23 protein-coding genes and 1 tRNA gene are annotated in these 25,109 nt (G+C 67.3%); 3 read left to right on the top strand and 21 right to left on the bottom strand.

All coding sequences use genetic code 11. The features are described 5' to 3' along the window. Positions 1–28: 28 nt before the first annotated feature. Positions 29–1,192 carry a zinc-dependent alcohol dehydrogenase gene (locus FVF75_RS09300; RefSeq protein ID WP_148377704.1) on the bottom strand — a complete coding sequence of 388 codons (1,164 nt, stop codon included), beginning with the start codon at positions 1,190–1,192 and terminating at the stop codon, positions 29–31. 42 nt (positions 1,193–1,234) lie between these two features. Continuing rightward, positions 1,235–2,110 carry an IclR family transcriptional regulator gene (locus FVF75_RS09295; RefSeq protein WP_148377703.1) on the bottom strand — a complete coding sequence of 292 codons (876 nt, stop codon included), beginning with the start codon at positions 2,108–2,110 and terminating at the stop codon, positions 1,235–1,237. A gap of 180 nt (positions 2,111–2,290) precedes the next feature. Between FVF75_RS09295 and FVF75_RS09290 the strand changes: the two genes are divergently transcribed. Further along, positions 2,291–2,734: a BLUF domain-containing protein gene (locus FVF75_RS09290; RefSeq protein WP_148377702.1), complete on the top strand. Its 444-nt coding sequence runs from the start codon at positions 2,291–2,293 to the stop codon at positions 2,732–2,734. A gap of 137 nt (positions 2,735–2,871) precedes the next feature. On the opposite strand, the gene FVF75_RS09285 is transcribed toward FVF75_RS09290, so the two are convergent. The 15 genes from FVF75_RS09285 to FVF75_RS09215 form a co-directional block, all read right to left on the bottom strand. Continuing rightward, entirely contained in the window at positions 2,872–3,792 is a 921-nt protein-coding gene (locus tag FVF75_RS09285) for a LysR family transcriptional regulator (RefSeq protein WP_148377701.1), read from the bottom strand. Positions 3,793–3,898: 106 nt separating this feature from the next. Further along, positions 3,899–4,939 (bottom strand): heme ABC exporter ATP-binding protein CcmA, encoded by a 1,041-nt coding sequence (ccmA, locus tag FVF75_RS09280; protein ID WP_148377700.1) that lies wholly within the window; start codon positions 4,937–4,939, stop codon positions 3,899–3,901. After that, positions 4,940–5,737, bottom strand: coding sequence for an ABC transporter permease (locus tag FVF75_RS09275; RefSeq protein ID WP_148377699.1), 798 nt, complete (start codon positions 5,735–5,737; stop codon positions 4,940–4,942). After that, the gene (locus FVF75_RS09270) at positions 5,730–6,548 is read right to left on the bottom strand and encodes an ABC transporter permease (RefSeq protein ID WP_148377698.1); all 819 of its coding nucleotides are present in this window, start codon (positions 6,546–6,548) and stop codon (positions 5,730–5,732) included. The genes FVF75_RS09275 and FVF75_RS09270 overlap by 8 nt, the downstream gene beginning before the upstream one ends. A 29-nt stretch (positions 6,549–6,577) precedes the next feature. After that, positions 6,578–7,609: an ABC transporter substrate-binding protein gene (locus tag FVF75_RS09265; protein ID WP_148377697.1), complete on the bottom strand. Its 1,032-nt coding sequence runs from the start codon at positions 7,607–7,609 to the stop codon at positions 6,578–6,580. A gap of 77 nt (positions 7,610–7,686) precedes the next feature. Continuing rightward, a complete protein-coding gene (locus tag FVF75_RS09260; RefSeq protein ID WP_148377696.1) occupies positions 7,687–8,163 on the bottom strand; it encodes a DUF3830 family protein in 477 nt (158 codons plus the stop codon). Between the two features lie 273 nt (positions 8,164–8,436). Further along, positions 8,437–8,526, bottom strand: a tRNA-Ser gene (locus FVF75_RS09255). Positions 8,527–8,588: 62 nt separating this feature from the next. Next, the gene (locus FVF75_RS09250) at positions 8,589–10,016 is read right to left on the bottom strand and encodes a peptidoglycan-binding domain-containing protein (RefSeq protein WP_148377695.1); all 1,428 of its coding nucleotides are present in this window, start codon (positions 10,014–10,016) and stop codon (positions 8,589–8,591) included. 132 nt (positions 10,017–10,148) lie between these two features. Continuing rightward, on the bottom strand, positions 10,149–10,994 hold the full coding sequence (locus FVF75_RS09245) for a class I SAM-dependent methyltransferase (protein ID WP_148377694.1): 846 nt from the start codon (positions 10,992–10,994) through the stop codon (positions 10,149–10,151). After that, the gene (locus FVF75_RS09240) at positions 10,991–11,734 is read right to left on the bottom strand and encodes an alanyl-tRNA editing protein (protein ID WP_148377693.1); all 744 of its coding nucleotides are present in this window, start codon (positions 11,732–11,734) and stop codon (positions 10,991–10,993) included. Before FVF75_RS09240 ends, FVF75_RS09245 begins: the two co-directional genes overlap by 4 nt. Continuing rightward, entirely contained in the window at positions 11,727–14,270 is a 2,544-nt protein-coding gene (locus tag FVF75_RS09235; RefSeq protein ID WP_148377692.1) for a DUF3772 domain-containing protein, read from the bottom strand. The genes FVF75_RS09240 and FVF75_RS09235 overlap by 8 nt, the downstream gene beginning before the upstream one ends. Next, positions 14,270–15,304 (bottom strand): cysteine synthase A, encoded by a 1,035-nt coding sequence (locus FVF75_RS09230; RefSeq protein ID WP_148377691.1) that lies wholly within the window; start codon positions 15,302–15,304, stop codon positions 14,270–14,272. The genes FVF75_RS09235 and FVF75_RS09230 overlap by 1 nt, the downstream gene beginning before the upstream one ends. A 105-nt stretch (positions 15,305–15,409) precedes the next feature. Next, a complete protein-coding gene (locus FVF75_RS09225; RefSeq protein WP_148377690.1) occupies positions 15,410–16,525 on the bottom strand; it encodes an NUDIX domain-containing protein in 1,116 nt (371 codons plus the stop codon). Next, on the bottom strand, positions 16,522–16,962 hold the full coding sequence (locus FVF75_RS09220; RefSeq protein WP_187393030.1) for a TrgA family protein: 441 nt from the start codon (positions 16,960–16,962) through the stop codon (positions 16,522–16,524). Before FVF75_RS09220 ends, FVF75_RS09225 begins: the two co-directional genes overlap by 4 nt. A 76-nt stretch (positions 16,963–17,038) precedes the next feature. Then, on the bottom strand, positions 17,039–18,463 hold the full coding sequence (locus FVF75_RS09215) for a cryptochrome/photolyase family protein (protein WP_148377688.1): 1,425 nt from the start codon (positions 18,461–18,463) through the stop codon (positions 17,039–17,041). A gap of 174 nt (positions 18,464–18,637) precedes the next feature. On the opposite strand from FVF75_RS09215, the gene FVF75_RS09210 reads away from it, so the two are divergent. Together FVF75_RS09210 and FVF75_RS09205 are read left to right on the top strand one after the other, a co-directional pair. Continuing rightward, complete coding sequence (locus FVF75_RS09210; protein WP_148377687.1) at positions 18,638–19,810, top strand: aminotransferase; 1,173 nt, start codon at positions 18,638–18,640, stop codon at positions 19,808–19,810. 87 nt (positions 19,811–19,897) lie between these two features. Then, a complete protein-coding gene (locus FVF75_RS09205; RefSeq protein ID WP_148377686.1) occupies positions 19,898–21,949 on the top strand; it encodes an ASKHA domain-containing protein in 2,052 nt (683 codons plus the stop codon). Here FVF75_RS09205 and FVF75_RS17545 read toward each other — a convergent pair. The 4 genes from FVF75_RS17545 to fabD all read right to left on the bottom strand — a co-directional run bounded on the left by FVF75_RS17545 (position 21,946) and on the right by fabD (position 25,000). Beyond that, complete coding sequence (locus FVF75_RS17545) at positions 21,946–22,602, bottom strand: HigA family addiction module antitoxin (RefSeq protein WP_187393029.1); 657 nt, start codon at positions 22,600–22,602, stop codon at positions 21,946–21,948. The two genes, FVF75_RS09205 and FVF75_RS17545, sit on opposite strands and share 4 nt — an antisense overlap. Positions 22,603–22,825: 223 nt before the next feature. Continuing rightward, positions 22,826–23,059, bottom strand: coding sequence for an acyl carrier protein (locus FVF75_RS09195; RefSeq protein WP_005645147.1), 234 nt, complete (start codon positions 23,057–23,059; stop codon positions 22,826–22,828). Between the two features lie 182 nt (positions 23,060–23,241). Continuing rightward, positions 23,242–23,982: a 3-oxoacyl-[acyl-carrier-protein] reductase gene (fabG, locus tag FVF75_RS09190; RefSeq protein WP_148377685.1), complete on the bottom strand. Its 741-nt coding sequence runs from the start codon at positions 23,980–23,982 to the stop codon at positions 23,242–23,244. A gap of 76 nt (positions 23,983–24,058) precedes the next feature. After that, the gene (gene fabD / locus FVF75_RS09185; RefSeq protein ID WP_148377684.1) at positions 24,059–25,000 is read right to left on the bottom strand and encodes an ACP S-malonyltransferase; all 942 of its coding nucleotides are present in this window, start codon (positions 24,998–25,000) and stop codon (positions 24,059–24,061) included. Between the last annotated feature and the right edge of the window lie 109 nt (positions 25,001–25,109).

Below are 25,109 nucleotides of genomic sequence, written 5' to 3'. Positions count from 1 at the left end.
GCGTTAGCGTTTTCTTGCGGGCGGCAGCCTATTCGGCTGCCACCTTCTGACGTGCGGCGTGTTTGTTTTTCACGACCACCTTGATCGCGTCCTCGACCCGATCCTTGGCGTAACGGATGGCCTCGAGCAGGTCGTCCATGTCGAATGTATGGGTGTGGATCAGGGTGCTGTCGAAGCGCTTCTGGCGCATGAAGGCTTCGGCCCGGTGGGTGGCCGATTTGCCCTCGCCGCGGATGCCGTAGAGATAGATGTTGTTGCGCACGAGATGGGCGATATCGACTTGCGGGTTCTCGCCCGGAAAAGCCGCAAGGCAGATCCGTCCGCCCCGGTTCACCATCTGCGCGGCTTCGTTGATGCCGTTGGGCGCGGCCGAGCATTCCAGCACGTAATCGACGCCCATTCCGCCATTCAGACGCTTGACCGCCTCGACCGGGTCTTCCTTGCGCACGTTGATCACGTGGTCGGCACCCAGTTTCTTGCCGATCTCGAGCCGGTTGTCGCGGGTGCCCGTCAGAAAGACCGGCTGCGCCCCCAGCGCCTTGGCGACGGCGACACCCATCAGGCCGATCGGCCCCGGGCCGGTCACCACCACGCTCTCGCCGGCGACAAGCCCGCCCAGTTCGGTCAGGCCATACATCGCGGTGCCGGCGGTGACGACCAGAGTGGCCTCTTCATCCGACATCGAGTCGTCGACGTGAACCAAGGTGTTGATATTGTTGACCTGGTATTCGCAGAACCCGCCGTCGGTGGTGAAGCCGTTGGCGCGATGCCCCTTGTTCACGTCGCCGTAGTTCTTGCCGTAGTTGTGGCACGAGGTGTACATCCCCTGCCGGCAGCGCTTGCACTGGCCGCAGCCGGCGTGGATTTCCACGGTCACGCGCTCGCCGATCTGGTATTCGTCCACACCCGGCCCGAGTGCAACGACCGTTCCCATGTATTCGTGCCCCGGCGTGAAATTCTTGTTGAACGGATCGCCGCCTTGGATCTCGGCGGGCGGGCCGTGGTAGATGATCTCGAGATCGGTGGCGCAGATGGCGACGGCGTCGACCCGCACCAGGACTTCGGCCTTGGCAGGCACCGGCACGTCCTTCTCGACCAGTTCAAGCTCACCGGGGTTGTTCAGCACCCAGGCCTTCATCTTGTCCGGCACCGGAAAGTCTTTGCTGGTCTTCACATTCGCTGGCATTGCCATTGGGATCCTCCAAAGTTGTCTTGTCGGTTTATGTTCGCTTGCTCAGTAGCGGCTGACCTTCAGTCGACCTGAAAGCTCCCGCGCGTATTGTGTCACCTTGCGGATCACGAATTCCCGCTGCTCGCCGCTGAGGCTTCCGGCCGGGAACGAGGCCGAGATCGAGGCGACCACGGTGCCGCTTTCATCGCGAAGCGCCGCGCCGATGCAGGCGACGCCCTCGCGCAGTTCCTCATTGTCCTCGGCATAGCCGTTGCGTCGCACCAGCCGCAGATCGTCCATCAGTTCGGACAGGCTGACGATGGTCTTGTCGGTGAACCGTTGCAGGCCGTTTTCGGAAATCACGTTCGCGACGACCTGTTCGGGCAGCCAGGCCAGGATCGCCTTGCCGGTCGCGGTGGCATGCGTGGCGCGCATCTTGCTGATTTCATCGGCTTCCTTGACGACCGATTGCGCGCCCGCGACGGTGAATTTCGTGATCAGGAACATGCCGTCGAACACGGCAAGCTGGACCGTCATGCCCAGTTCTTCCGCCATTTCGACAAGGGTCGCGCTGGTGATGTCGGCAATGTCCAGCTTGCGCTGGCTGCGTTCCGCCAGTTCCTGCAATTTCGACGACAGCATGTATCCGCGATTGCGCCCGGTCCGAAGGACATAGCCGCGCTCGACCAGCGTCGTGACGAGATGGTGGCAGGTCGAGACATTGAGGCCCGCCGCCTGCGCCAGTTCGCCCAGCCCGAGCGGCTGCTGCCGTGCGACCAGGATCTCGATGATCTCGAAGGCGCGATCGACCGACTGGATGGTCTTTACCGGCTTGCCCGCCGCCTTGGAGTCAGGCCGATCCGACACCGCCGCGTCACGCGCATCGCGCGCTGCGATCCCTTGGGTCACCTCTCGACCGATGCTGTCGTCTGTTGCCACTGGAGAGTCTTCCTGACTGCCATCGTTCGCAACAACCCTGTCGTTTTCGGAAATGTTAGTCAAATACTTTTCATCAATTCAAACCGTTTTTCATAATATGAAATTCTATCCTTTGTTGACAACCATCGGCCCTCGTCTATTTAACTCGGGAAACAGCGGCTATTGGGCGGGAACCGAAAGATGAGTGTCAGCTATCTCGTTTACGTGAGTGCGGCAAAACGCGGCCTGAATGCGGCGGATCTGGAGGCGATTCTCGATGAAAGCCGGGCCTACAACGCCGAACACGACATCAGCGGCCTGCTGATCTTCGCCGGGTCGAAGTCCGGTGGTCCGGGCAGCTTCATGCAGGCGCTCGAAGGCGATGCGAAGGAAATCGAAACCCTGCGCGCCAGGATCTTCGCCGACCCAAGACATCACACCAAGGTTGTCCTGGAACGCGGTGAAAAGCCTTCGCGGGACTTCGCCGACTGGTCGATGGCGTTCAAATCGGTCTCGGCGTCGGACCTCGACGAACATCCGGCGTTCAAGGACCTGGGCGAGGCGCATTTCCTCGATCGGTGCGGCCGAGACGGCGCCGAGGGCGCGCTCAGGTTCCTGTGCGAATTCTGGAACGCCGCCAGCTGAGCGCAAGCAAACTGGTGTCCCATGAAAACCAGTGCTTTATGCTGCACTCTTAAGGAAACTTCTGAACGACACCCTCCGCAAGCACCGACCGCGCACGAGGCGGGATTTGGGACCGTGCCCTGATCTCGCCGCCGCGCCTATTCCACCCAGGCGGTTCCCGGTTCGACCCGGGCGCAGAACTCGCCGGCGACGGTGCGGCTGGTTTCGACCATGGCGCGGATCGTGTCCTGCTGGGTCAGGGCCTGGTAGGACGCCACCACGGGCATCGGCGGCAACGGCTTGCTGACGTTCAGCGCGCAGAGCTGCCCCGACTTCAACTCGCGTCGAATCGACACTGCCGGCAGGGCGGCGACGCCGAAGCCGTCGATCAGCAGGTTGACGATCGCATAGAGCGAGTTGCAGCTTGTCAGGTTGGTGGCCAGCAGTTTCTCGTCATGGAAATACGGCGCGAGCATCAGAAACGGCGGCGATGCTTTCGCGAACGAAATGATCGGCAGCCGCGCCAGATCGCCGGGCGTGTAGCGATGCCCGGGGTCGATCAGCCGCGGTGACCCGGCCCAGATCATCTGCAGCATGCAGGACGAAAAGCTGCGGAAGCCTTCGTCGATCAGCGGCTGAATGGCGAAGGCCACGTCCAGACGGTCGGCCATCAGCCCGGCCAGCAATGGCGCGGTGCCATCGACCGTCAGCTCGATCTGGACGCCCGGGAACCGGGCATGCAGCGCGTCGATGAGGTCGGGCATCCATGTTGCGGCCACCGTGTCGATGGCCCCCAGCCGCAGCGGGCTGGAGCGCTTCAGCGTCGAGCCGGACAGCTTGGCGGACACCTGGTCGAGTTCGTCCAGCGCCGCCTCGAAGCCCTTGAGCACCAGTTCACCCGCATCGGTCAGACGAAACACACCGCTGCCGCGCTCGATCAGGCGGCTGCCGTATTTGCGCTCGATCGCGGTGAGGCGGCTCGAGATCGCCGGTTGCGTTGTGTTCAGTTCTTCCGCGGCGCGGCGGAAATTGCGCGTGCGGGTCAGGACAACGAAGGTCCTCATGTCAATCGTGCGCATCTGCCCCCCGTGGAACGCGGGTGGCACCCGGCCTCAAGCGTAGTTCTGGCACCGCGTCTTCGCCATTGATGATAGCAGCGCGGGCGCCGGGCGCAAGCCGCCTGCCCTAGCGTGCCAGCACGCGCAACTGCTCTGGATCAATGGTCAGGCCGACCTCGTCCCCCGGCTCGACAAGGACCGAGTTCGGGGCGTTCAGGCTGATCCGCTGACCCGCCAGGTCCAGCATGTAGCGGTGCCGCGCCCCGAGAAAGACGCGGATCGCCACGCGGGCCTTCAGGGCGCCATCGGTGTCGGCCGGCACGATCTTCAGGTCTTCCTGCCGCAACAGCAGCATGCGTTCGCCCCGCTCGGTCTGGGTTTCGGGCAGTGCCAGCACCTGGTCATCGGCGAACCGGGCAACCGGCCCATCCTCCACCGTGACCGGCAGCAGATTGGCGGCCCCGAGGAAGAACGAGGCAAAGCCGGTCTCGGGGGCGCTGTAGATCGCGCGCGGGCTGCCCTGTTGCTCGATCTGGCCATCGTTCAGCAGCACCACGCGATCCGACAGCGACAGGGCCTCTTCCTGATCGTGGGTGACGAAGATCGTGGTGAGGCCCAGCTTGTTGTGGATCTCCATCAGTTCGACCTGCATCTCCTCGCGCAGGCGCGCGTCGAGATTGGACAAGGGCTCGTCCAGCAGCAGGACCTGCGGGCTGGACACGATCGCGCGCGCCAGCGCCACGCGCTGCTGTTGCCCGCCCGAGAGTTGGCGGATTCTCCGGTCGGCCAGATGTGCCAGTTGCACGGTGTCGAGCGCCTTGACGACCCGCTCGGCCTGTTCCTCGCGGCTGCCCTGCCCGCGCATCCGCAATGGAAACCGCACGTTCTCGGCAACCGTCAGGTGCGGCAGCAGCGCATAGGACTGAAACATCATCGCGATGTCGCGCTTTTCCGGCGGAAGGCTGGTGACATCCTTGCCCGCAATGCTGACCGTCCCGCCGCTGACGCGCTCCAGCCCGGCGATGATGCGCAGCAGCGTGGTCTTGCCACAGCCGGACGCCCCGAGCAGCGACACGAATTCGCCCGACTGGATGTCGAGGTCGATCCCGTGCAGCACTTCGGTGCGGCCAAAGGATTTCTTGATCTGGCGGAGGGTAAGGTCGGACATTCAGGTATTTGCCACGCGGTTCAGGCCAAGAAGCCGGTCAAGAAGGACGATCAGCGCCACGGTCAGCACGATCATCATGGTGGAAACCGCCGCAACCGTCGGGTCAGGCGAGAATTCGAGTTGCCCGTAGATCTGCACGGGCAGCGTGTTCAGGCCGGGATTGCGCAGGAACAGCGACAACACCGCCTCGTCGAACGAGATGTTGAAGGCAAAGAAGGCCCCCGCCGCCAGACCCGGCCGGCATTGCGGCAGCACGACATGCCAAAGGCGGCGCAACCAGCTCGCACCCATCGTGCGGGCGGCCTCTTCCAGAAACGGGTCGCTCTCGGCCAGCACCGCCAGCGTGGTGCGGATCACATAGGGCAGCGCCACGACCGTATGCGCGATCCAGAGCGCGACGAACGAGGTGGTGCCGAACATCGAGCTCCACAACATCAACATGCCGATGGCGAAAATGATGCTGGGAATGACCAGCGGCGACAGAAAGAAGGATTCCAGTGACTGCCTGTTCTTGCGCCGCGACAGCGCGATGGCCGCCGCCCCGCCGATCACGGTCGCGGAGACGGTGACAAGACCCGCCAGGCGCAGCGACAGCCAGAACGCCTCGACATATTCGCGCGATCCCAGCGCCTTGCGATACCAGTCGAGCGAGAAACCCTGCGGCGGAAACACGATGAACTGGCTTTCGGAAACCGACACGCCGATCACCACCACCAATGGCGCCAGCAGCAACAGGGCGGACAGGATCACGAAGCCCCAGGCCAGCCAGCGCAGCCATGTCGGGATCGCCTTAACCATGTCGCGCACCAAGCCGCAGATAAGGGATCAGGACCAGCGCAAGGCCAAAGAACAGGATCACCGACTGCGCGGCGGCAAAGTTCCAGTCCAGGGTCTGCGTCACGCTCTTGTAGATCGACCCGGCCAGAACCTCGATCCGCGCCCCGCCCAGCAGGCTCGGGGTGATGAAGGACGAGGCCGACAGCGTGAAGACAAGCAGCGAACCGGCCACCACGCCGGGCATCGACAGCGGCAGCACCACCCGCCTGATCGTTTGCAGAAAGCTGCAGCCCATGGTCCGCGCGGCTTCTTCCAGCCGCGGGTCGAGGCGCGTGAGAACGCCCAGCAGGCTCAGCACCATGAAGGGCAGCAACACCTGCACCATGCCCAGAATGATCGCCGACTCGGTGTGCATCAATGAAAAGCTCCGGCCGACCAGCCCCATTTCGCGCAGCATGGTCGCCAGCGGCCCGGACCGGCCCAGCAGGACCATCCAGCCGAAGGTTCGCACCACCACCGAGGTCATCAGCGGCAGGATCACCATCACGATCAGCCAGAGCCGCGCCTGCGGCCCGACCCGCGAGGTGATATAGGCCAGCGGAAAACCGATGGCCGCGGTGAGTGCCGTGATCACCAGCGACAGGCGAACCGTGCGCCACAGGATCGACGGGTAATAGCCGTCCTGAAAGAACCGCGCAAAGTGCTCGAACGTCACCCCGTCAGGCCCCATCACCGACAGCACCAGCATCCGCATGATCGGCAGGATGAATCCCAGGACCAGCAACGCCAGTCCCGGGAATAGAAACAACCAGGCTTCCCTGCGGTTCGTCATGTGCTATCGTCCCGCTGCCCGGGTTTGCTTCAGCGCGCGATCGTCTTGCCCCAGGCCTCGACCCAGGCCGACCGGTTCGCCTCGATGGCGACGGGGTCGAAGCGCATCAGGCCGGCGGTCGCGTCGGGGCCGTAGACGACCGAGGCGGCCACGTCATCGGCCAGGACCGTTTTCGCGTTCGTCGGCGTGTAGCGCAGCGCCTCCGAGAAACAGGCCTGGGCTTCCGGCGACAGTTCCATGTCGATGAACTTCGACGCAAGCTCGACGTTGTCGCGTCCGGCAACGAGATTCGCGGTGATGAAGCTGGCCGGTGTGCCCTCTTCGCCCTGCACGAATTTCACGTCCAGACCGGCCGCTTGCAGCGTGTAGGCATAGTCCGAGGCATAGGGGGCGATCCAGGCGTCGTTCTGGGCGAACTCCTGCTGGATTTCCGGCGACTTCGAGACCACGATGGCGCCCTGCTCGAGCAGCTTCGCAACCGCGTCGAGGCCAGGCTGGATGTTCTCCAGCGTGCCGCCCGAAATCTGGTTCAGCATCAGCATGCCGATCATGCCGTAGCCGTTCGAGATATCGGTCAGCACCAGCCGGTCGCTGTATTCCGGGTTCAGAAGATCCGCCCACTTGGTCGGAGCTTCGGGCATCTTGTCGGCGGCATAGACCAGCCCGACCGCGGCGATCTGGTAGGCCGGGCCTTCGCCGTTGGCGATGCCGGTCTTCGCGAAATCATAGACATCGGCCAGGTTGGGGACCAGTTCGGGGTCGATCGGCTGCAACAGCCCTTCGCTCGCGCCGACGATCTCCTGCCCGCCCGAGAAGTGGATGACGTCGAACTGCGGCGCATCCTTCTGGGCGCGGATCTGCGCGAAGGCGTCGGCGGAATAGGCGGTCACGATGTTGACCTTGGCGCCGGTGGCGGCTTCGAACGGGTCGATGACGCAGGCGCGGTGCGCCTCTTCATAGGCGCCGCCGAACGAGTTGATGGTGATCTCCTGGGCCATGGCCGGGACCGTGAAAAGGCCGATGGCGACCGAGCCGAGAAGACTGCGTGAGGTGATAATCATGGTGATTCCTATTTTTGGGCTACGGAAAAACACGGATCGTGCCGCGGCGGCTGGAGAACCGCCGCGGGGCAGTCGGGTCAGACGTGGCGGCCAAGCTCGACCATACGCTCGCCCTTGCGGCGAATGATACGGCATTGCTCGACCACGGCGTCGAAATTTTCGGTGATACGGCCGAAGAAGTTCGGGGCGGTCCAGCCGATCGGACCGGCGGTGCGGGCGCCCTCGTCGTAGACAAGGCCGATTTCCCAGAACTCGTCGGGGTCCATCTTGAAGAAGTTTTTCGGCTGATGGAACCACAGCAACTCGCCCGGCGCCGGGAAGCTGGTGATGTTTTCGGGGCCGATGCTGGTTGGATCGAAGGTCCGCGCGCTTTCGGGCAGACCCATCATGATTTCGGGTCCGGTATACGAGGCGTGAAGCGCCGGCCACTGCACCGGCTCGTGCAGCGCCCCCCAGATCGCGTCACAGGTCTTGGGTGCGGTTTCCTCATAGAGAGTGATGATGCCCGTCACGTCGGCATCGAGAAATTTCATATAGAGTTTGCGGTTCGACATGATGATGATTCCCGTTGATTTCCTTCCATAGCAACAGAAACAGGGGAGTTCGTCCAATCCAATTGGGGCATGTGAGCGATAAGTTTGTCTTATGACTGGTGTGACCCGCGATCCGGAACGTGTGTTGGAGCCTGGAAAAGGTGTTGCACCAGCGCGAACCCGGCTTTGCGACCTTTGGGGGCGGAAGGTTGCGAGCGCTGTCAGCGAAAACTTTGAAGACATAAGAAAAATCCGGCCGCAGCCGGATCGGGAGAATGCTTTCGCTAGGGCAAGTGGCGGAGCGAGAGGGATTCGAACCCTCGAGACGGTTTCCCGCCTACACACTTTCCAGGCGTGCGCCTTCGACCACTCGGCCACCGCTCCGTGCCGCGGTATCTACCCTTGCTGCAACCGGGCTGGCAAGGGGGGGCGCGGCGAAATATCCGTCAGTCGGTGCCGCAGACCAGGCCCGGGGCGGCGCGCACGGTGTTGAGGCCCGCCGCGGTCGGGGCGCCGGTTGGTGCGGCGCTGCCCCACCAGTGATTGAAATTCTGCATCGCGCGGGCCGATCCGGGGCCCCATTTGCCGTCGATCGGGCCTTGGTAGCAGCCGACGCGGGACAGTTCCGACTGCAGCGCGCGGGCGAGATCGGCATCCGGCGCGGCGGGCGCAGGCGCCGGGGCGGCAACGGGGGGCGGCGGCGAACCGGAGAGATAGGCATCGAGCGCGGATTGCGAGCCCGCGCCGAAGCGACCGTCGAGCGCGCCGGCGTAATAGCCGCGATCCGCGAGGTATCGCTGCACCCGGACCGGTGCGCTGGCCGACACGCTGTCGAACACGGCCAGCGCCGCGCCCCGGTCCTGCCGGGCGAGTGCCAGGAACGCGTCGACAAAACGCGTGGCTTGCCCGGTCTGGTCGAGCAGCATCAGCGCCCGCAGGTAACCTTCGGACAGGCCGCTTTCCCCGGCCATCAGGAAATACTCGATGGCGCGCGGATTGTCGGTGGTCACACCGATGCCATTCTCATAGAGCGCGCCCAGTTCGATCCAGGCGGCCCCGACCCCGCCGTCGCCCGCGCGCTGGAACAGCGGCAGGGCGCGGCGCGCGGCCGCGTCCCACCCGGCCTGATCGCCGGAATAGGCCCGGTCCATGATCGCCATCGCCTCGCGATAAGCGTCCGTGGGGGTCGTGGCAGGGGGCGTGGCGGACGCGGGCGGCGTGGCCGGGGCCTGCGATGCGGTGCCGGTCAACGCGGCCAGCCGGGCCTCGGCGATCACCCGGAACACGCCCCGAGGGAACTGGTCGAGATAGGCCCGATACATTGCCGGGTGGTCGCTGTCCTCGATCGCCTCCCAGAACGCGAGGTCGAGGGCCGCATCGGCCTGCGCGGTGCGCGGCGCGGTGTCGGTTTCCAGCGCGCCGGTGTCGTCGTCCAGCGGCACCGGCTCATCCTCGGGCGGGCGGCATTCGAGCCCCTCGCCGCATTCCATCGCGTCCGTGGGGTCCGCAACCGGAACATCTTTGGCGGGCCGGCAATCGGGGCCGATGCAACCAAGGGCGGTCGCGCCGGGCATGGAGGCCTCGCAGGCCGCCGCCAGCGCCGCGCGCGCGTCCTCGGACGGGGACAGCGCCGTGTCGGTCACCCGCAGATAATAGTTCATGCAGTCCGGGGTCAGAGACACCGACCCGACCGCGTCGCAGACCCGGGCATAGCCCGGGGCCATCAGGCTTTCGAGCTGGGCATGGATCGCGGCCTCTTGGCAGGGGTCTTGCGTCGCGGTCGCCTGAGCCAGGGTCGGCTGGATCATCGCCAGCGCCACGGCGCCAAGGATCAGGGCGGGTTTCAAGGTGGCTGTTCGGGCGGTCATCAGCATCACGTGCCTCCGGGTTCGGGGCCTTTCGGCCCGGCCTCGACATGATGCAATTATACCCCCTTGGCGCTTGCGCGCCCATGTGACACGTCGCCAAGGGATTGAAATGGAACCTCTATCCGGCAGGCGGTCAGGTCAGCCGGGCCAGCTTGCCTTGAGCGAAAAGGACAGCGGCAGCCAGGGCTTGTCGGGCCAGGCATACATCCCCCCGGGCGCGGGTTGCAGCGTCGAGAACATCGGCCACGGCACCCGGTCATGTTCATGCAGCCAGTCGAGGTGCAAACCCGCGCCTGCCAGCGCGGTCAGGACTTCGCCCATCCGGTGATCCCACCAGTATTCGTGGCCCGCCGTCAGCTTCGGAAAATCGCCGGTGTAATCGACCGGCGCTTCGTCGTGCCACAGGCCGAAATCGAAATAGGGCACACACCAGCGTGGCCGGCCCTCGGAATCGGTGCCGTTCTCGGTGGCGAACACCATTGCGAAGGGGTGCCCCTCGGCCAGGTAGAGCGTGCCACCGGGCCGCAGGAGCGCCGCGATCACGGCCGCCCAGCCGTCGAGATCCGGCAGCCAGCCGATCGCGCCCCAGGTCACGAACACCATGTCGAACGGCCCGTGGTCCGCCAGCGCGGCGGGGGCGTCATAGAGATCGGCCTCGACGAACCGCGCCCGGTCGGCCAGCCCAAGCTCATCGGCCAGGGCGGTTGCCGAGGAGATGGCGGTCGGGGAGAAGTCCAGCCCGGTCACGTCCGCGCCCTTCTGCGCAAGCGTCAGGCTGTCGCGTCCGAAGTGGCATTGCAGATGGGTGATGCGCAGCCCCGCGACCTCGCCGATCTCGGCCTCCTCGATCGGGTGCAGGACGGCCCGGCCTTCGCGCAGCGGGGTCAGGTCGTAGGCATCGGCCTTGAGGTGGATGCCCACGCGCTCCTCCCAGGTGGCGCGGTTGGCGCTGCGCCAGTCCTTGGGGAGTGCCTTGTCGGTCATGCGGATTCACCCTTCAGATCAAGCTCTTGCAGATGGATATTCACGCGCCGGTTCAAACGGCCCTTCTTTTCAACCTTGCCAACCCGCATCTGCCCGATCTCGCCGGTGCGCGCCACGTGGGTGCCGCCGCAGGGCTGCAGATCGACCTGTGCCTCTCCCTCGCCGATGCGGATCAGCCGCACCCGGCCCGCGCCCGAGGGCGGGGCGACCGACATGGTCTTGACCAGCCCCGGGTTGGCGGCAAGCTCGTCGTCGGTGATCCAGTCGGCGCTGACCGGCAGATCACGGGCGATCAGAGCGTTCAGCGCCTGTTCGATCTCGGCCTTGTCGCCCGGCGGATCTTCCATCGCAAAGTCCAGCCGGCCTTTTTCCGGGCCGATCGCCCCGCCGGTCACCGGAAACGGCAGCACCACCGACAGAAGGTGCAGCGCCGTGTGCACCCGCATGTGACGGTGGCGCAGCTCCCAGTCGATTTCCTGCATCACCTGCGCGCCCACGGTCGGCAGCGCCGCGCCCTCGGCGGGCATCAGCACGATGTCGGGACCGGCGCCCTTGACGGTGTCGGCCACCGCCATCTCGCCGCCGTCCCAGCGCAGCACGCCGCGGTCGCCCGGCTGGCCGCCGCTGGTCGGGTAGAACAGGCTTGCATCCAGCACCACGCCGCCGCTTTCGGTCAGCGCCGAGACGGTGCCCGGCGCCTCGACCCGGTAGGCGTCGTCGCGAAACAGGGGTCTAGTCATCGTTGTCCTCCCGGCCATAGCCGAACGTGTCTGTCATGTCGTCTTCGTCCAGCGCCTCGCGGGCCTGGTCGACCGTCTCGGCCCGGTTTGCCTTGCGCCGGGATTTCCGGGGCTTGTCGGGCTTGGGCGCCGCGCCCGCGCCCAGCCCGGTCAGGGTCTCGGGATTGCGCAGCCAGATGTCGCGCTGCGCGAACGGGATCTCGATGTTCTCGTCGCGGAACCGGCGCGCGATCTCGTGGTTCATGTCGCTGCGCACGCTCAGCACGAAATTCACGTCCTTGAGGATCGCGCGGATCTCGAAGTCGAGGCTGTCGGCGCCGAACCCCATGAAATGGGCGGACGGTGCCGGGTTGATCGCCACCAGCGGGTGATCCTTCGCGACCTCGAGCAGAATCTCCTCGACCCGCCTTGTGTCGCAGCCATAGGCGACGCCGACCTTGACGATCACCCGGCCGATCAGGTTGCCGCGGGTATAGTTGGTGACCACGCCCGAGATCAGGTCCGAGTTGGGGATCACCACGTCGGTGCGGTCGAAGGTCTCGATCCGGGTCGAGCGCACCGAGATGTCGCGCACGTAGCCCATATGCCCGCCCACGTCGATCCAGTCGCCCTCGGACACCGGCCGCTCGATCAGAAGGATGATGCCCGAGACGAAGTTCGACACGATGTTCTGCAGGCCGAAACCGATCCCGACCGACAGCGCACCGGCGACGATGGCCAGTGACGACAGGTCGATCCCCGCCGATGTGATCGCCACGACGGCGGCGAGGAAGATCCCGACATAGCCGACCCCCGAGGTGATCGCGTTCTGCCCGCCGATATCCACCTCGGTCTTGGGCAGGATGGTCGAGCCCAGCATGCCCTGGATCAGCCGGGTCAGCATGAAGCCCAGCGCGAACACCACCACCACGGTCAGCACGTCGCCGGGGGTGATCACCGTTTCGCCGAAGTGGATACCGGCGCCGAGGCGCGCCCAGAGCTCGGTCAGTTCGGTCACCCGCCCGCCCCAGATCAGCAAGAACAGCGGCAGGGTGGCGAGCGCAATGCCGAAGCTGATCAGCACCGGGATCAACGCCTCGCGCGCCTCGTCGCGCGAACGGCGGGTGACGACGCCATAAATGTCGACGAAGAACTGGTGCAGGATCAGGATCACCGCGATCACGAACAGCGTCACCAGCGTGGGAAACAGCAAAAACCGCCCCAGCTCGACATAGCCCAGCGCCGCCAGCGCCGGCCCGAGCACCCCGACGATGGTCAGGATCGTGCCGAGAAAGCCGAGCGAGCGGTCGAAGAACCCGGCCCCGTCCGCCTCGGCGCGCGCCTGCACCAGGTTGACCCGGAACACCCGCCCGATCCGCAGCAGCGCCAGCCCGGTCAGCACCAGCAGCGGCCATTGCAGCACCGCAACGCTGGCATCGGAATAGCCGTCCAGGTCGCCCAGTTGCAGCACGGTCATGGTCAGACCCGCGAACAGACCCGAAACGGTGGTCTGGAACCGCCCCTCGCGCGAGCGCCATTCGGGCACGGCGACGATCTGCCAGGACGCGCCCGGCAGGCCGAACACCTGCATCCCGACCCAACGCGCCACGAAATAGAGAACCGCCGTGACCGCGAGCGCCGTCAGCAGCAGGCGCCCGCGCGCATCGAGCACCAGCGCATTGTCCAGCCCCAGAACAATCGCGCCCACCCCCAGAAGCGGCACCGCGACCTGCACGATGGACAACACGAAGCCCATCGCGCTGCGCGCCGGTCCCTGCACGCCGGCGCGGACCTTTTCGCCGGCCCGCCGGACCACGCGCTGTCCGAAGATCAACAGCCCCAGACCGGCCAGCAGGAACACAGTCGCCGCCGCCATCGCACCGCGCACCTGGGCCCATTTGATGTCGTTCTGCCAGGTGTCCGCCGCCGACGCCCAGGCCAGCCGCAGGCTGCGGCCAAGGTCGGACACCGCCGGCAGCCAGAACGCCGGGTTCAGCGGCGACGGCCCGATCTGCGTCAGACCGGCGGTCTGGCGTGCCCTCAATGTCTTGTCGAGTTGGCCGATCAGCGTGTCGGCCCGCACATGCGCCAGTTCGGCGCGCTTGACCGGGGCGACCAGGGCGTCAAGCTGCTCGGTCAGCGATTGGCGGGTGGCCGCGGTCGACGGCATCTCGCTGTCGGCGTTTTCGGGTTTCGGGCCAAGCGCCGCGATCTGGGCGCGCAGGGTCGCAATTCGGACCGCGTTGGCCGAACGTGCCTGGGCAAAGCGTTCGCGCCAGGTGGTCAGCTCGCCGCGCAGGCTTTCCAGCACCGAGGTCGACACCCGGCCCGATTCCAGCGCCTGCTCGACCCGTTCGGCCAGCTTCACCCAGGCCTCGTAGTCCAGCGTGCTGCCATCCGAGGCGATGACGGGCGCGGCCTCGGGGGCCGACACCTCGGCGTCGGTCGCGGTCTCCTCGGCGGCGGCCGGGCTTTCCTCCTGCGCCTGTGCCATCGACACGGCGGAGAACAGCATCAGCGCCAGCAGCGCGGCGAGGGAAATCAGGCGGCGCGTCATCACTCGCTTTCACGCATGTCGGGCAGATCGACCGGCGCCCGCTCGAGCCAGCCCGGAACCGGAAGGTTCTTGTCGCGCAGGAACGCCGGGTTGAACAGTTTCGACTGATAGCGCGTGCCATAGTCGCACAGCACCGTGACGATGGTATGCCCCGGCCCCATCTCGCGCGCCATGCGCACCGCGCCCGCGATATTGACCCCGGACGATCCCCCCAGCACCAGCCCCTCGCTCTCGGCCAGATCGAAGACGTATGGCAGCGCCTCGTCGTCGGGCACCTGCCAGGCCATGTCGGGGGTGAACCCCTCGAGGTTGCCGGTAATGCGCACCTGCCCGATCCCCTCGGCGATCGAGCCGCCCTCGATCACGAATTCGCCGGTGGTGTAATAGCTGTAAAGTCCCGCACCCATCGGATCGACAAGGCCGATCTTGACGCCCTTGGGCGCCAGCGCCATCGCCACGCCCGCCAGCGTGCCGCCGGAGCCGACGGCGCAGACGAAGCCATCGACCTTGCCGCCGGTCTGGTCCCAGATCTCCGGCCCGGTGGTGTCGATATGGGCCTGACGGTTGGCGGTGTTGTCGAACTGGTTGGCCCAGATCGCGCCGTTCGGCTCGGTCCTGGCCAGCGCTTCGGCCAGCCGGCCGGAATAGCGCACGAAATTGTTCGGGTTGCGGTAGGGCGCGGCCGGCACTTCGACCAGTTGGGCGCCCGCCAGCCGCAGCATGTCCTTCTTTTCCTGACTCTGGGTCTCGGGGATCACGATCACCGTGCGAAACCCCATCGAGGCCCCGACCAGCGCCAGCCCGATGCCGGTGTTGCCCGCCGTGCCCTCGACGATGGTGCCGCCGGGCGCAAGCGCGCCGCGCGCCACCGCGTCGCGGATGATCCACAGCGCAGCCCGGTCCTTGACCGACTGGCCGGGGTTCATGAACTCGGCCTTGCCGAGGATCTCGCAGCCGGTCGCCTCCGATGCGGCCTTGAGCCTGACCAGGGGCGTATTGCCCACCAGCTCCGATAGATCCCGCCGGATATCCATGCTGTCGCACTCCCTGGCTCGCGTCCGTGTTGAATGTGTAGGGTCGGCGCGGGCGGAACTCAAGCAACCCCGCGCCCCGGACGGCGGAAAGGTGCGGCCCGACCGTCAGCCGCGCAGCCGATCCCGGTGCAGCGCCAGCCAATAGGCCGACATCACCAACGGCCCGGTCCCCGCCTCGCCACTTTCCACAAGCTGCATCAGCCGGTCGAACCCAATCACGTGTGCGCGAATATCCTCGTCCTCGTGATCGACGCCGCCGGTCTCGCCGTCGCGTCCGGCCAGATCGGCGATGCCGACATAGGAAAAGATGAACTCGGCCACCGCGCCCGGGCTGGGGTAATACTCCGCGACATCGTGCAGCGCGCCCACCGCCAGCCCCGCCTCTTCGCGCGCCTCGCGCCGGGCGCAGTCCTGCGGGGTTTCGCCCGCGTCGATGCGCCCGGCAATCGGCTCCAGCGTCCAGGGATGCGGATCGCCGCGCAGATAGGGCGCGGCGCGGAACTGCTCGATCACCAACACCTCGTCGCGGGCCGGATCATAGGGCAGCACCGTCGCGGCATCGCCACCGACAAAGCCCGCCCGGGTGACCACCGGGCTCATGCCCCCGTCAAAGCGTCGATGCCGCAGATCCTGTTCCTCGAGCATGAAATAATCGCAATACGGTCGCCGCAGGCGGAGCTTTTCGACATCCGCGCCCGATGCGAACCGGCTGCGCAGCGTGGTCGGTGCCGGGGCGCGCGCCCTGACCCGGCTGGCCGCGCGCATGGTGATCGTCGGCCAGCGCCGCGCCAGGTCCTCGGGCGCGATCGCGCCGAAATAGCCCACCGCCTCGGCCGCCGCGGCGATCCAGATATCGGCCCAGTCGCGCGCCCAGTCCTCCAGCCGCCACGGCCCGTCCGGCGTGTTCGCCCCATTCTCGGGAAAATAGGCCAGCGCCTGCGCCGGCCCGGCCGCGGTCTCGACCGACACCTTGCGCAGCCGGTAGCCGAACCCAAGCTCGAAGAAATCCGCCCGCGCCCGCGCCTCGGCATCGGGGGTGATCAACAGCCCTTGTGCCCGCTCGCCGGGGACAAGCATCGGAAAGGCTTCGCCGCGCACCCGGCAGACCGCATGGCCCGGCAATGTGGCCGGCACCGCCTCGCCGGCCCCCGGCCCCAGAACCGCCGCGCGCAGGCCGTCATGGCACAGGGTGCCGAACAGGAACAATGGCAACTCGCTCACCGAAACCGCGCCGCCACCCGCTGCGTCACGACCCCCACCACGACCGCGCCGATCAACAGCGCCAGCACCACGTCGATCTGCGCCGCCACGACCAGGTAATCCACCGCGATGCGAAACACGTCGACCACCGCCTCGGGCGGGTTGTCATAGGATTTGCGCAACGACCGGCGCACCATCTCGACGATGGAAAAGGTCAAAAGCACCCAGAAAACATGCGTTAACACGCTGGTCAGCCCGACGCTCACGGCCTTGCCGCGGCCCCGGTCGAGCCTGCGTCCGGTATAGCTCCACCCGACGATGAGGCCGAAGCCCGCCGCGACCGGGCCGAACCATCCCACCTGAGTCTCCGGCGGCAGGTAGGTGACGATCAGGATCGACACGCCCCAGCCGAGCCCGGCCAGCATCAGGGCGGCGACAAGTCGTGCGGTGGTGGGCATCTGGCCTCCCGGGGTTCTCAGCCTCGGCCCCACTGTCCGGTGTCGCGCGCCGTGGCGCAAGACCGAATTCGCCCGCTCACCCGGCCTTTTGCGCCTCATAGGCGGCCAGCGCCCGCGCCCGCCCCTCGGCCAGCCCCACCACGGGTTCGGGATAGGGCACCGCGCGCGACAGACCCCAGCTTCGCGGCACCGCCTCGAAGTAGCTCAAGGCGGTTCTGCTCGGCCGCGCCCGGCCTTCGGCGATCCAGCGGTCACGATAGGCGCCATCGGGGTCGAACTTCGCCGCCTGCGTCTCGGGGTTGAATACCCGGAAATAGGGCGCGGCGTCGGGGCCGGAGCCCGCCACCCACTGCCAGCCCATCGCGTTGGCCGCCGGGTCCCAATCGGTCAGATGCTCGGCGAACCAGTCCAGCCCGATGCGCCAATGGGTCATCAGGTGCTTGGTCAGATAGCTCGCCACGATCATCCGCGCCCGGTTGTGCATCCGCCCGGTCACATACATCTCGCGCATCGCCGCATCTACGAAGGGCACGCCGGTCAGGCCCCGCTTCCACGCGACGACCTCGGGCGCGTCCGGGTCGGTGGCCCAGGGGAACCCGTCCCACTCGGCGCGCCAGTTCTGCCGTGGCAACTCGGGGAAATGGTAGATCAGGTGATAGGCGAACTCGCGCCACGCAACCTCGCGCAGAAAGGTCTCGGCCCCTGCCACGCCCTCTTCGCGCGCGCGCTGCCCGGCCTGCCAAAGCTGGCGCGGCCCGATCTCGCCCCAGGCCAGGTGCTCGGACATGCCCGAGGTCGCATCCTCGGCGGGAAAGTCGCGGCGCGCGGCGTAGTCCGCCAGCCGTTCGGCCAGGAACGCCTCCAGCCGCGCCTGCGCCGCCGCCTCGCCGGGGCGCGCGTGACCGGCCACGATCTGCGCGCCGCGCCGCATCCCCGCCGCCATCCGCCAGCTTTCCAACCGCGCACTGACCGGCCAGCGATCTGGCGCGACCAGCCGGGCGGGCGCCGGCAGGGCCTCCCCGACATCGCGCCCCCGCACCGCCCGCCAGAACGGCGTGAACACCCGGTAAGGCCCGCCCTGCCCGGTCGCCACATCCCAGGGCGCGAACAGAAGCTGCCCCGGGAAACTCTTCGCCTCGATCCCCCGCGCCACCAGATCGGCCTTGACGCCGGTGTCGCGCCGGATCGCCTCGGGATCATGGCATCGCGTCCAGAACACGGCACCCGCCCCGGTCTCGGCAATCAGCCGCGCCAGAACCTCGTCCGCCGCGCCGCGCGCCAGGATCAGCCGGCTGCCCCGCGCGGCCAGCTCATCCCCGAGCGCCGCCAGCGCCAGCCCCAAGCGAAACCTTGGCGCCGCGCCAAGCGCCTCCACGCTCTCGTCATGGATGAATACCGGGATCAGCGGCCTGCCGCTCTGTGCCGCCGCATACAGCGCCGGATGGTCCGCCAGCCGCAGATCGCGGCGCAGCCAGACCAGGATGGGGGTTCTATCGCTCATGCCACGTCTACGCCCCATCCCGACCGTTGGATGAGTTTCGCCCTTGCCCTTCCTTGTTCTTCAAATACCTTCGGGCAGGTTCGGTTTGCATGCAAACCGGACCCGGGGTGAAACCCCGAACAAACCGATCGAGCGCGCCGCAGGCGCACCTTTTGACACCGCCGAGGATGCGCTATGCCCCAGATCAACCCCAACCTCGCCCGGACGACACCGCCGCCGGTGATGGAGGCGCGGCGCTGGCTCGATGGCGTGACCTTCCCGCAAAACCGCCCGCTGATCAACGTAAGCCAGGCCGCCCCGGTCGAGCCGCCGCCGCCCGCCCTGCGCCAGGTGATGGCCGACACCGCGCTGAGCGATGACGGCGCGCATCTCTATGGCCCGGTGCTGGGCCTGCCCGCCCTGCGCGCCGAGGTCGCCGGGCGGACCGCCAAGCTCTACCGCGGCACCGTTCGCGCCGATCAGGTCGCCATCACCTCGGGCTGCAACCAGGCGTTCTGTGCCGCGATGGCCACGCTGGCCGCACCGGGCGACGAGGTTCTGCTGCCGGTGCCGTGGTATTTCAATCACAAGATGTGGCTCGACATGACCGGCGTTGCCGCCGTGCCCCTGCCCACCAATGCCGAGCTTCTGCCCGACGTGGCCGAGGCCGAGGCCCGCATCACCACCCGCACCCGCGCCATCGTGCTGGTCACGCCCAACAACCCCGGCGGCGTCGAATACCCGGCCAACCTGGTGGCCGCTTTCCGCAATCTCGCGAAAACCCACGGCCTTGCGCTGATCCTCGACGAGACCTACCGCGATTTCGACAGTCGCCCGGCCCCGGCGCACGACCTTTTTGCACAGCCCGATTGGGACGACACACTGATCCACCTTTATTCCTTCTCCAAGGCCTACCGGCTGACCGGCCACCGCGTCGGCGCGCTTCTCGCCAGCCCGGCGCGGCTGGCCGAGGTCGAGAAGTTCCTCGACACGGTGGCGATCTGCCCCAACCAGATCGCCCAGCACGCGGCGCTTTGGGGGATGCGGAATCTCGACCAGTGGCTGGCGGGCGAACGGGCCGAGATCCTCGACCGGCGCGCGGCGATCGAGGAAGGCTTCGCCCGGCTTCCCGGCTGGCGGCTGCGCGGCGCGGGGGCCTATTTCGCCTATGTCGAGCACCCGTTCGACACCTCGTCCGACGCCCTGTGCAAACGCATGGTGGCCGAGATCGGCGTCCTCGCCCTGCCCGGCACCATGTTCATGCCCGAGGGAGACGCCTCCGGCGCCCGCCAGATCCGTATCGCCTTCGCCAATATCGACCGGGACGCCATCGCGGCCCTGTTCGCGCGGTTGCGCGCCCTCGCCTGACCGTGCCGCTTGCGCGCCCGGCGGTGTCGCGTCCGCGCACTTGCACCTGGCCCCCTCTGCGCTACAAGGACCCGAACGGAGCGCGCGATGACCGATACAGATACCGGCAAGACCGGCCCCCTCGTGATCTTCACCCCGTCGGGCAAACGTGGCCGGGTCGACCCCGGCACGCCAGTGCTGACCGCCGCGCGCCAGCTTGGCGTCGACCTTGATTCGGTCTGCGGCGGGCGTGGCATCTGCTCCAAGTGCCAGGTCACGCCGGGGGTGGGCGAGTTCGCCAAGCACGGGGTCACCGTCGCCCCCGACGCGCTGTCGCCGTTCAATTCGGTCGAGGAACGCTATGACCGCATCCGCGGCCTGAAATCGGGGCGCAGGCTGGGCTGCCAGGCGCAGATCCTCAAGGACGTGGTAATTGACGTTCCCCCCGAAAGCCAGGTCCACAAACAGGTGGTGCGCAAACGCGCCGAGGCGCGCGACATCGTGCTCGATCCGGCGATCCGCCTGCAGTATGTCGAGGTCGAGGAACCCGACATGCACCACCCCTCGGGCGACCGCGAGCGTCTGCTGGCGGCGCTAGGCGAGGCCACCGGACTGGCCGGCATCAAGTTCGATCATCACCTTCTCCCCACCCTGCAACCCGTTCTGCGGCAAGGAAAATGGGCGGTCACCGCGGCCCTGCACCTGCGCCCCGAACCGACCGTCACCGCGCTCTGGCCGGGGTTTCACGAGGGCGGCATTCACGGCCTTGCCGTCGACCTCGGCTCGACCACCATCGCGGGACACCTGGTCGATCTGGTCACCGGCGAGGTGATCGCCTCGTCCGGCCTGATGAACCCGCAGATCCGCTTTGGCGAAGACCTGATGAGCCGGGTCAGCTACGGCATGATGAACCCCAGCGGCGCGGACGAGATGACCCAGGCGGTGCGCGACGGGCTGAACCGGCTGTTTGACGAGCTGGCCACCGAGGCGGGCATCGACAAGGCCACCATCCTCGACAGCGCTTTCGTGATGAACCCGGTGATGCACCACCTGTTTCTCGGGCTCGATCCCTATGAGCTTGGCCAGGCCCCCTTCGCGCTCGCCACCGGCGCGGCGCAGGCGTTGCGGGCCGCCGAGATCGGGCTCGACCTCGCGCCCGGCACCCGCGCCTATGTGCTGCCGCTGATCGCGGGCCATGTCGGGGCCGATGCCGCCGCCGTGGCGCTGTCCGAACAGCCGCACAAGTCCGACGACCTTGCACTGGTGGTCGATGTCGGCACCAATGCCGAGATCTTCCTGGGCGACAAGTCCGGCGTGATGGCCTGTTCCTCGCCCACCGGCCCGGCCTTCGAGGGCGCGCAGATTTCATCCGGCCAGCGCGCCGCCCCCGGCGCGATCGAGCGGGTCGAGATCGACCCGGTCACCAAGGAACCCCGCTTTCGCGTGATCGGCAGCGACCTGTGGTCGGACGAGGACGGCTTTGCCGAGGCCATCGCCAGCACCGGGCTGACCGGCATCTGCGGCTCCGGCATCATCGAGGCGGTGGCCGAGATGCGCATGGCCGGCATCGTCGATGCCTCGGGGCTGATCGGCGCGGCCGACAAGTGCGGCACCGAACGCAGCATTCCCGACGGGCGCACCCATGCCTATGTGCTCTGGCAGGGCGACGAGGACAGCCCGCGCATCCTGGTCACCAACGGCGATATCCGCGCCATCCAGATGGCCAAGGCGGCGCTCTATGCCGGGGCGCGGCTGCTGATGGACAAGCGCGGCGTCGACACGGTCGACCGGGTGGTGCTGGCGGGGGCGTTCGGCGCGCATATCTCGCCCAAGCACGCGATGGTGCTGGGGATGATCCCCGACTGTCCGCTCGACAAGGTCACCTCGGCGGGCAATGCGGCGGGCACCGGTGCGCGCATCGCGCTGTTGAACATCGGCGCGCGCGACGAGATCGAGGCGGTGGTGCACCAGATCGAAAAGATCGAAACCGCCGTCGAGCCGCGCTTTCAGGAGCATTTCGTGAACGCCACCGCGATGCCCAACGCCGCCGAGCCGTTCCCGCATCTGGCCAGCATCGTGACCCTGCCCGACGTGGATTTCAACGCCGGGGGCGAGGGCGGCGGTCGTCGCCGCCGCCGCCGGGGTCAGGGCGACAGCTAGGCCGCGCGGGGCCGGATCTCGGCGCGCAACTGCTCACCGACCGCATGGCGCGCGTGCTCGATATCGTGGTCGCTCTGGACGTGCAGCCAGAAATCGGCGGCGGTCGAGAAATACCGCGCCAGCCGCAGCGACAATTCCGCATCGACCCCGAGATCGCCCGCGATCAGCCGCGCGATGCTGGTTTCGGTCACGCCGATGGCATGGGCGAGCGTGCCGGTCGTGATGCCGTTGGGGGTCAGGAACTCGTCGCGCAGCACCGCCCCCGGCGTCGGGCAGAGGTAGATCGGCGTCGCGGCCTCGGCCGGGGCCGGCTCGGCGATTTCCTCTTCCACCGGCAACCCGGCGGCCTTCCACGCGGTCAGCCCGCCCTCCATATGCACCACCCGGCGATGGCCGGCCTTGAGCAGCATCCGTGCCGCCGCCGCCGACCGCTTGCCGATGGCGCAATGCAGCACCACCGGCTTGTCGGTCAGCACCGGAAACACCTCCGCCTCGAACGACGACAGCGGCAGCAACAGCGCACCGGCGATGTGTTCGAGGTCGTATTCGCGGGTCTCGCGCACGTCGACCAGCACCACCTCGCCCTCGACAAGCCATTGGGCCACGGTCTCGGGGGTGACGGTCACGATGTCGGTCGAAATGTCCTTGGGCATGAAAGCCTCCTCAATCGAAAATCGAATTGAGAAGGTGATAGCAGCCGGGCCGGGAAAAAGTCCGCCCCAAGCCACGCCGCGCGGCGCGACGGCGGACCAGCGGCATTGGCGGAAGCGGAACATTGTTCCGGTTCGGGCCGGGAATGGGCGCGAATCACGCCCCGTGCGCACAAAAAAACGGCGCCCCGCGGGACGCCGTTCCTGTCAGTCGGTCTCGGGTGCCTTACGAGGCTTCCGAGATGAACTTCACCGCATCGCCGAAGGTCTGGATGGTCTCGGCGGCGTCGTCGGGGATTTCGATGCCGAATTCCTCTTCGAAGGCCATGACCAGCTCGACGGTGTCGAGGCTGTCGGCGCCGAGGTCGTCGATGAACGAGGCCGATTCCGTGACCTTGTCCTCTTCAACGCCGAGGTGCTCGACAACAATTTTCTTCACGCGATCTGCGACGTCGCTCATGGTAAATCCTCACATATTTCAGGCACATGACCTGTTTCATTCGACCCGGCTGGGCCATCTCGTCGCCCCGGAAATCGACACCGGGACCGCCCCGGATCGAGGCGAAAACCTGCGCACCCTTTAGCACAAACCGCCCGGCTGGCAAACGGTTTGTCCCGCCGGCCGGCGCTGTTCGCGCGCCGTCATCCCAGCATCGCCATGCCGCCGTTCACATGCAGCGTCGCGCCGGTGACATAGCCGGCCTCGGGCGCCGCCAGATAAAGCACGGCGGCGGCGATTTCTTCGGGCGTGCCCATGCGCGCGGCAGGGATCTGGGCGTTGATCTTGCCCTTCTGGTCGTCGGTCAGCTTTTCGGTCATGGCGGTGGCGATAAAGCCGGGTGCGACGCAATTGGCGGTGATCCCGCGCGAGGCGACCTCGTAGGCGATCGACTTGGTCATCCCGACCATCCCGGCCTTGGAGGCGGCATAATTGGCCTGACCGGGGTTGCCGGTGGCGCCCACGATCGACGAGATGTTGACGATCCGGCCCCAGCGCGCCTTCATCATGCCCCGGATCGCGCCCCGGCACAGCCGCATGGTGGCGGTCAGGTTCACGTCCAGAACGGTTTGCCAATCCTCGTCCGACATCCGCATGAACACCTGGTCGCGGGTGATGCCGGCGTTGTTCACCAGGATATCCAGCCCGCCCATCGCCTCTACGGCGGCCTTGGGCAGCGCATCGACGGCGTCGGGGTCGGACAGGTTGCAGGGCAGCACATGCGCACGCTCGCCCAGTTCGGCGGCCAGCGCCTCGAGCGGTTCGGTGCGGGTGCCCGACAGGCCCACGGTGGCCCCGGCGCCGTGCAGGGCGCGGGCGATGGCGCCGCCGATGCCGCCCGATGCGCCGGTCACCAGCGCGCGTTTTCCAGTCAGATCAAACATTTTTCTTCCTTTTTGTGTCGCCGGTCCGCCCCCGTGCGGGGCGGTCGCATGGCGGCGCGCGCCGCCGTTTCCCGGCCTATCCGTTCAGTGCCGCAGCGGCGGCCTTCACCTCGTCGGGCGTGCCGATGTTGTGCGTCGCGATCTCGCGGTCGATCCGGCGGATCATGCCCGACAGCGCCTTGCCCGCGCCGATCTCCCAGGTCTCCGTGACGCCGCGTTCGGCCATGTCCAGCACGCTTTCGCGCCAGCGCACCGAGCCCATCACCTGCTCTACCAGAAGCGAGCGGATGGTGGTCGGATCGGACACCGGCGCGGCCGCGACATTGGCGATCAGCGGCACCTTCGGGCGCGCGATGTCGACCTGGCCGAGCGCCTCGGCCATCGCCTCGGCGGCGGGCTGCATCAGGGCGCAGTGAAAGGGCGCCGACACCGGCAGCAAGAGCGCCCGCTTGGCCCCGCGCGCCTTGGCGATCTCGACCGCGCGCTCCACCGCCGCCTTGTGGCCGGATACCACCACCTGTCCCGGGTCGTTGTCGTTCGCCGCCTGGCAAACCTCGCCCTGGGCGGCCTCCTCGGCGACCTCGGTGACGGTGTCGAAATCCAGCCCGAGCAGCGCCGCCATCGCGCCCACGCCCACCGGCACGGCGGCCTGCATGGCCTGGCCGCGCAGCCTGAGCAGCCGTGCGGTGTCGGCGACGGTCAGCGCCCCGGCGGCGGCCAGCGCGGAATACTCGCCCAGCGAATGCCCGGCGACGAACGCCGCCGCCTCGATCCCGACCCCCTCGGCCTCGAGCGCGCGCATCGCCGCGAGCGAGGTGGCCATCAGGGCGGGCTGGGCGTTTTCGGTCAGGGTCAGCGTGTCCTGCTCACCCTCCCAGATCAGCGCCGAGAGTTTTTCGCCCAGCGCCTCGTCGACCTCGTCGAACACGGCGCGGGCCTCGGGATAGGCCCCGGCCAGTGCCTGCCCCATGCCGATGGTCTGCGCCCCCTGCCCCGGAAATACAAATGCGCGGGTCATCGCCCCTCCCTCTTGTCTGGTCGGTCTCGGGATAGCGTGCCGGGAAAGCCTAGGCAATCGCACCGCACAAAAAAGACCCCGCGCCGCGGTGGCGGAGCGGGGTCGGGGC

This window comes from Maritimibacter fusiformis, assembly GCF_008086115.1.
Lineage (GTDB): Bacteria > Pseudomonadota > Alphaproteobacteria > Rhodobacterales > Rhodobacteraceae > Muriiphilus > Muriiphilus fusiformis.
This window is presented reverse-complemented; position numbering and strand designations above follow the sequence as displayed.

Coding starts and splice junctions, on each gene's coding strand:
- FVF75_RS09300 (WP_148377704.1), bottom strand. CDS start 1,192: ATGGCAATGCCAGCGAATGTGAAGACCAGCAAAGACTTTCCGGTGCCG.
- FVF75_RS09290 (WP_148377702.1), top strand. CDS start 2,291: ATGAGTGTCAGCTATCTCGTTTACGTGAGTGCGGCAAAACGCGGCCTG.
- FVF75_RS09285 (WP_148377701.1), bottom strand. CDS start 3,792: ATGCGCACGATTGACATGAGGACCTTCGTTGTCCTGACCCGCACGCGC.
- ccmA (WP_148377700.1), bottom strand. CDS start 4,939: ATGTCCGACCTTACCCTCCGCCAGATCAAGAAATCCTTTGGCCGCACC.
- FVF75_RS09275 (WP_148377699.1), bottom strand. CDS start 5,737: ATGGTTAAGGCGATCCCGACATGGCTGCGCTGGCTGGCCTGGGGCTTC.
- FVF75_RS09270 (WP_148377698.1), bottom strand. CDS start 6,548: ATGACGAACCGCAGGGAAGCCTGGTTGTTTCTATTCCCGGGACTGGCG.
- FVF75_RS09265 (WP_148377697.1), bottom strand. CDS start 7,609: ATGATTATCACCTCACGCAGTCTTCTCGGCTCGGTCGCCATCGGCCTT.
- FVF75_RS09260 (WP_148377696.1), bottom strand. CDS start 8,163: ATGTCGAACCGCAAACTCTATATGAAATTTCTCGATGCCGACGTGACG.
- FVF75_RS09250 (WP_148377695.1), bottom strand. CDS start 10,016: ATGCTGATGACCGCCCGAACAGCCACCTTGAAACCCGCCCTGATCCTT.
- FVF75_RS09245 (WP_148377694.1), bottom strand. CDS start 10,994: ATGACCGACAAGGCACTCCCCAAGGACTGGCGCAGCGCCAACCGCGCC.
- FVF75_RS09240 (WP_148377693.1), bottom strand. CDS start 11,734: ATGACTAGACCCCTGTTTCGCGACGACGCCTACCGGGTCGAGGCGCCG.
- FVF75_RS09235 (WP_148377692.1), bottom strand. CDS start 14,270: ATGACGCGCCGCCTGATTTCCCTCGCCGCGCTGCTGGCGCTGATGCTG.
- FVF75_RS09230 (WP_148377691.1), bottom strand. CDS start 15,304: ATGGATATCCGGCGGGATCTATCGGAGCTGGTGGGCAATACGCCCCTG.
- FVF75_RS09220 (WP_187393030.1), bottom strand. CDS start 16,962: ATGCCCACCACCGCACGACTTGTCGCCGCCCTGATGCTGGCCGGGCTC.
- FVF75_RS09215 (WP_148377688.1), bottom strand. CDS start 18,463: ATGAGCGATAGAACCCCCATCCTGGTCTGGCTGCGCCGCGATCTGCGG.
- FVF75_RS09210 (WP_148377687.1), top strand. CDS start 18,638: ATGCCCCAGATCAACCCCAACCTCGCCCGGACGACACCGCCGCCGGTG.
- FVF75_RS09205 (WP_148377686.1), top strand. CDS start 19,898: ATGACCGATACAGATACCGGCAAGACCGGCCCCCTCGTGATCTTCACC.
- FVF75_RS17545 (WP_187393029.1), bottom strand. CDS start 22,602: ATGCCCAAGGACATTTCGACCGACATCGTGACCGTCACCCCCGAGACC.
- FVF75_RS09195 (WP_005645147.1), bottom strand. CDS start 23,059: ATGAGCGACGTCGCAGATCGCGTGAAGAAAATTGTTGTCGAGCACCTC.
- fabG (WP_148377685.1), bottom strand. CDS start 23,982: ATGTTTGATCTGACTGGAAAACGCGCGCTGGTGACCGGCGCATCGGGC.
- fabD (WP_148377684.1), bottom strand. CDS start 25,000: ATGACCCGCGCATTTGTATTTCCGGGGCAGGGGGCGCAGACCATCGGC.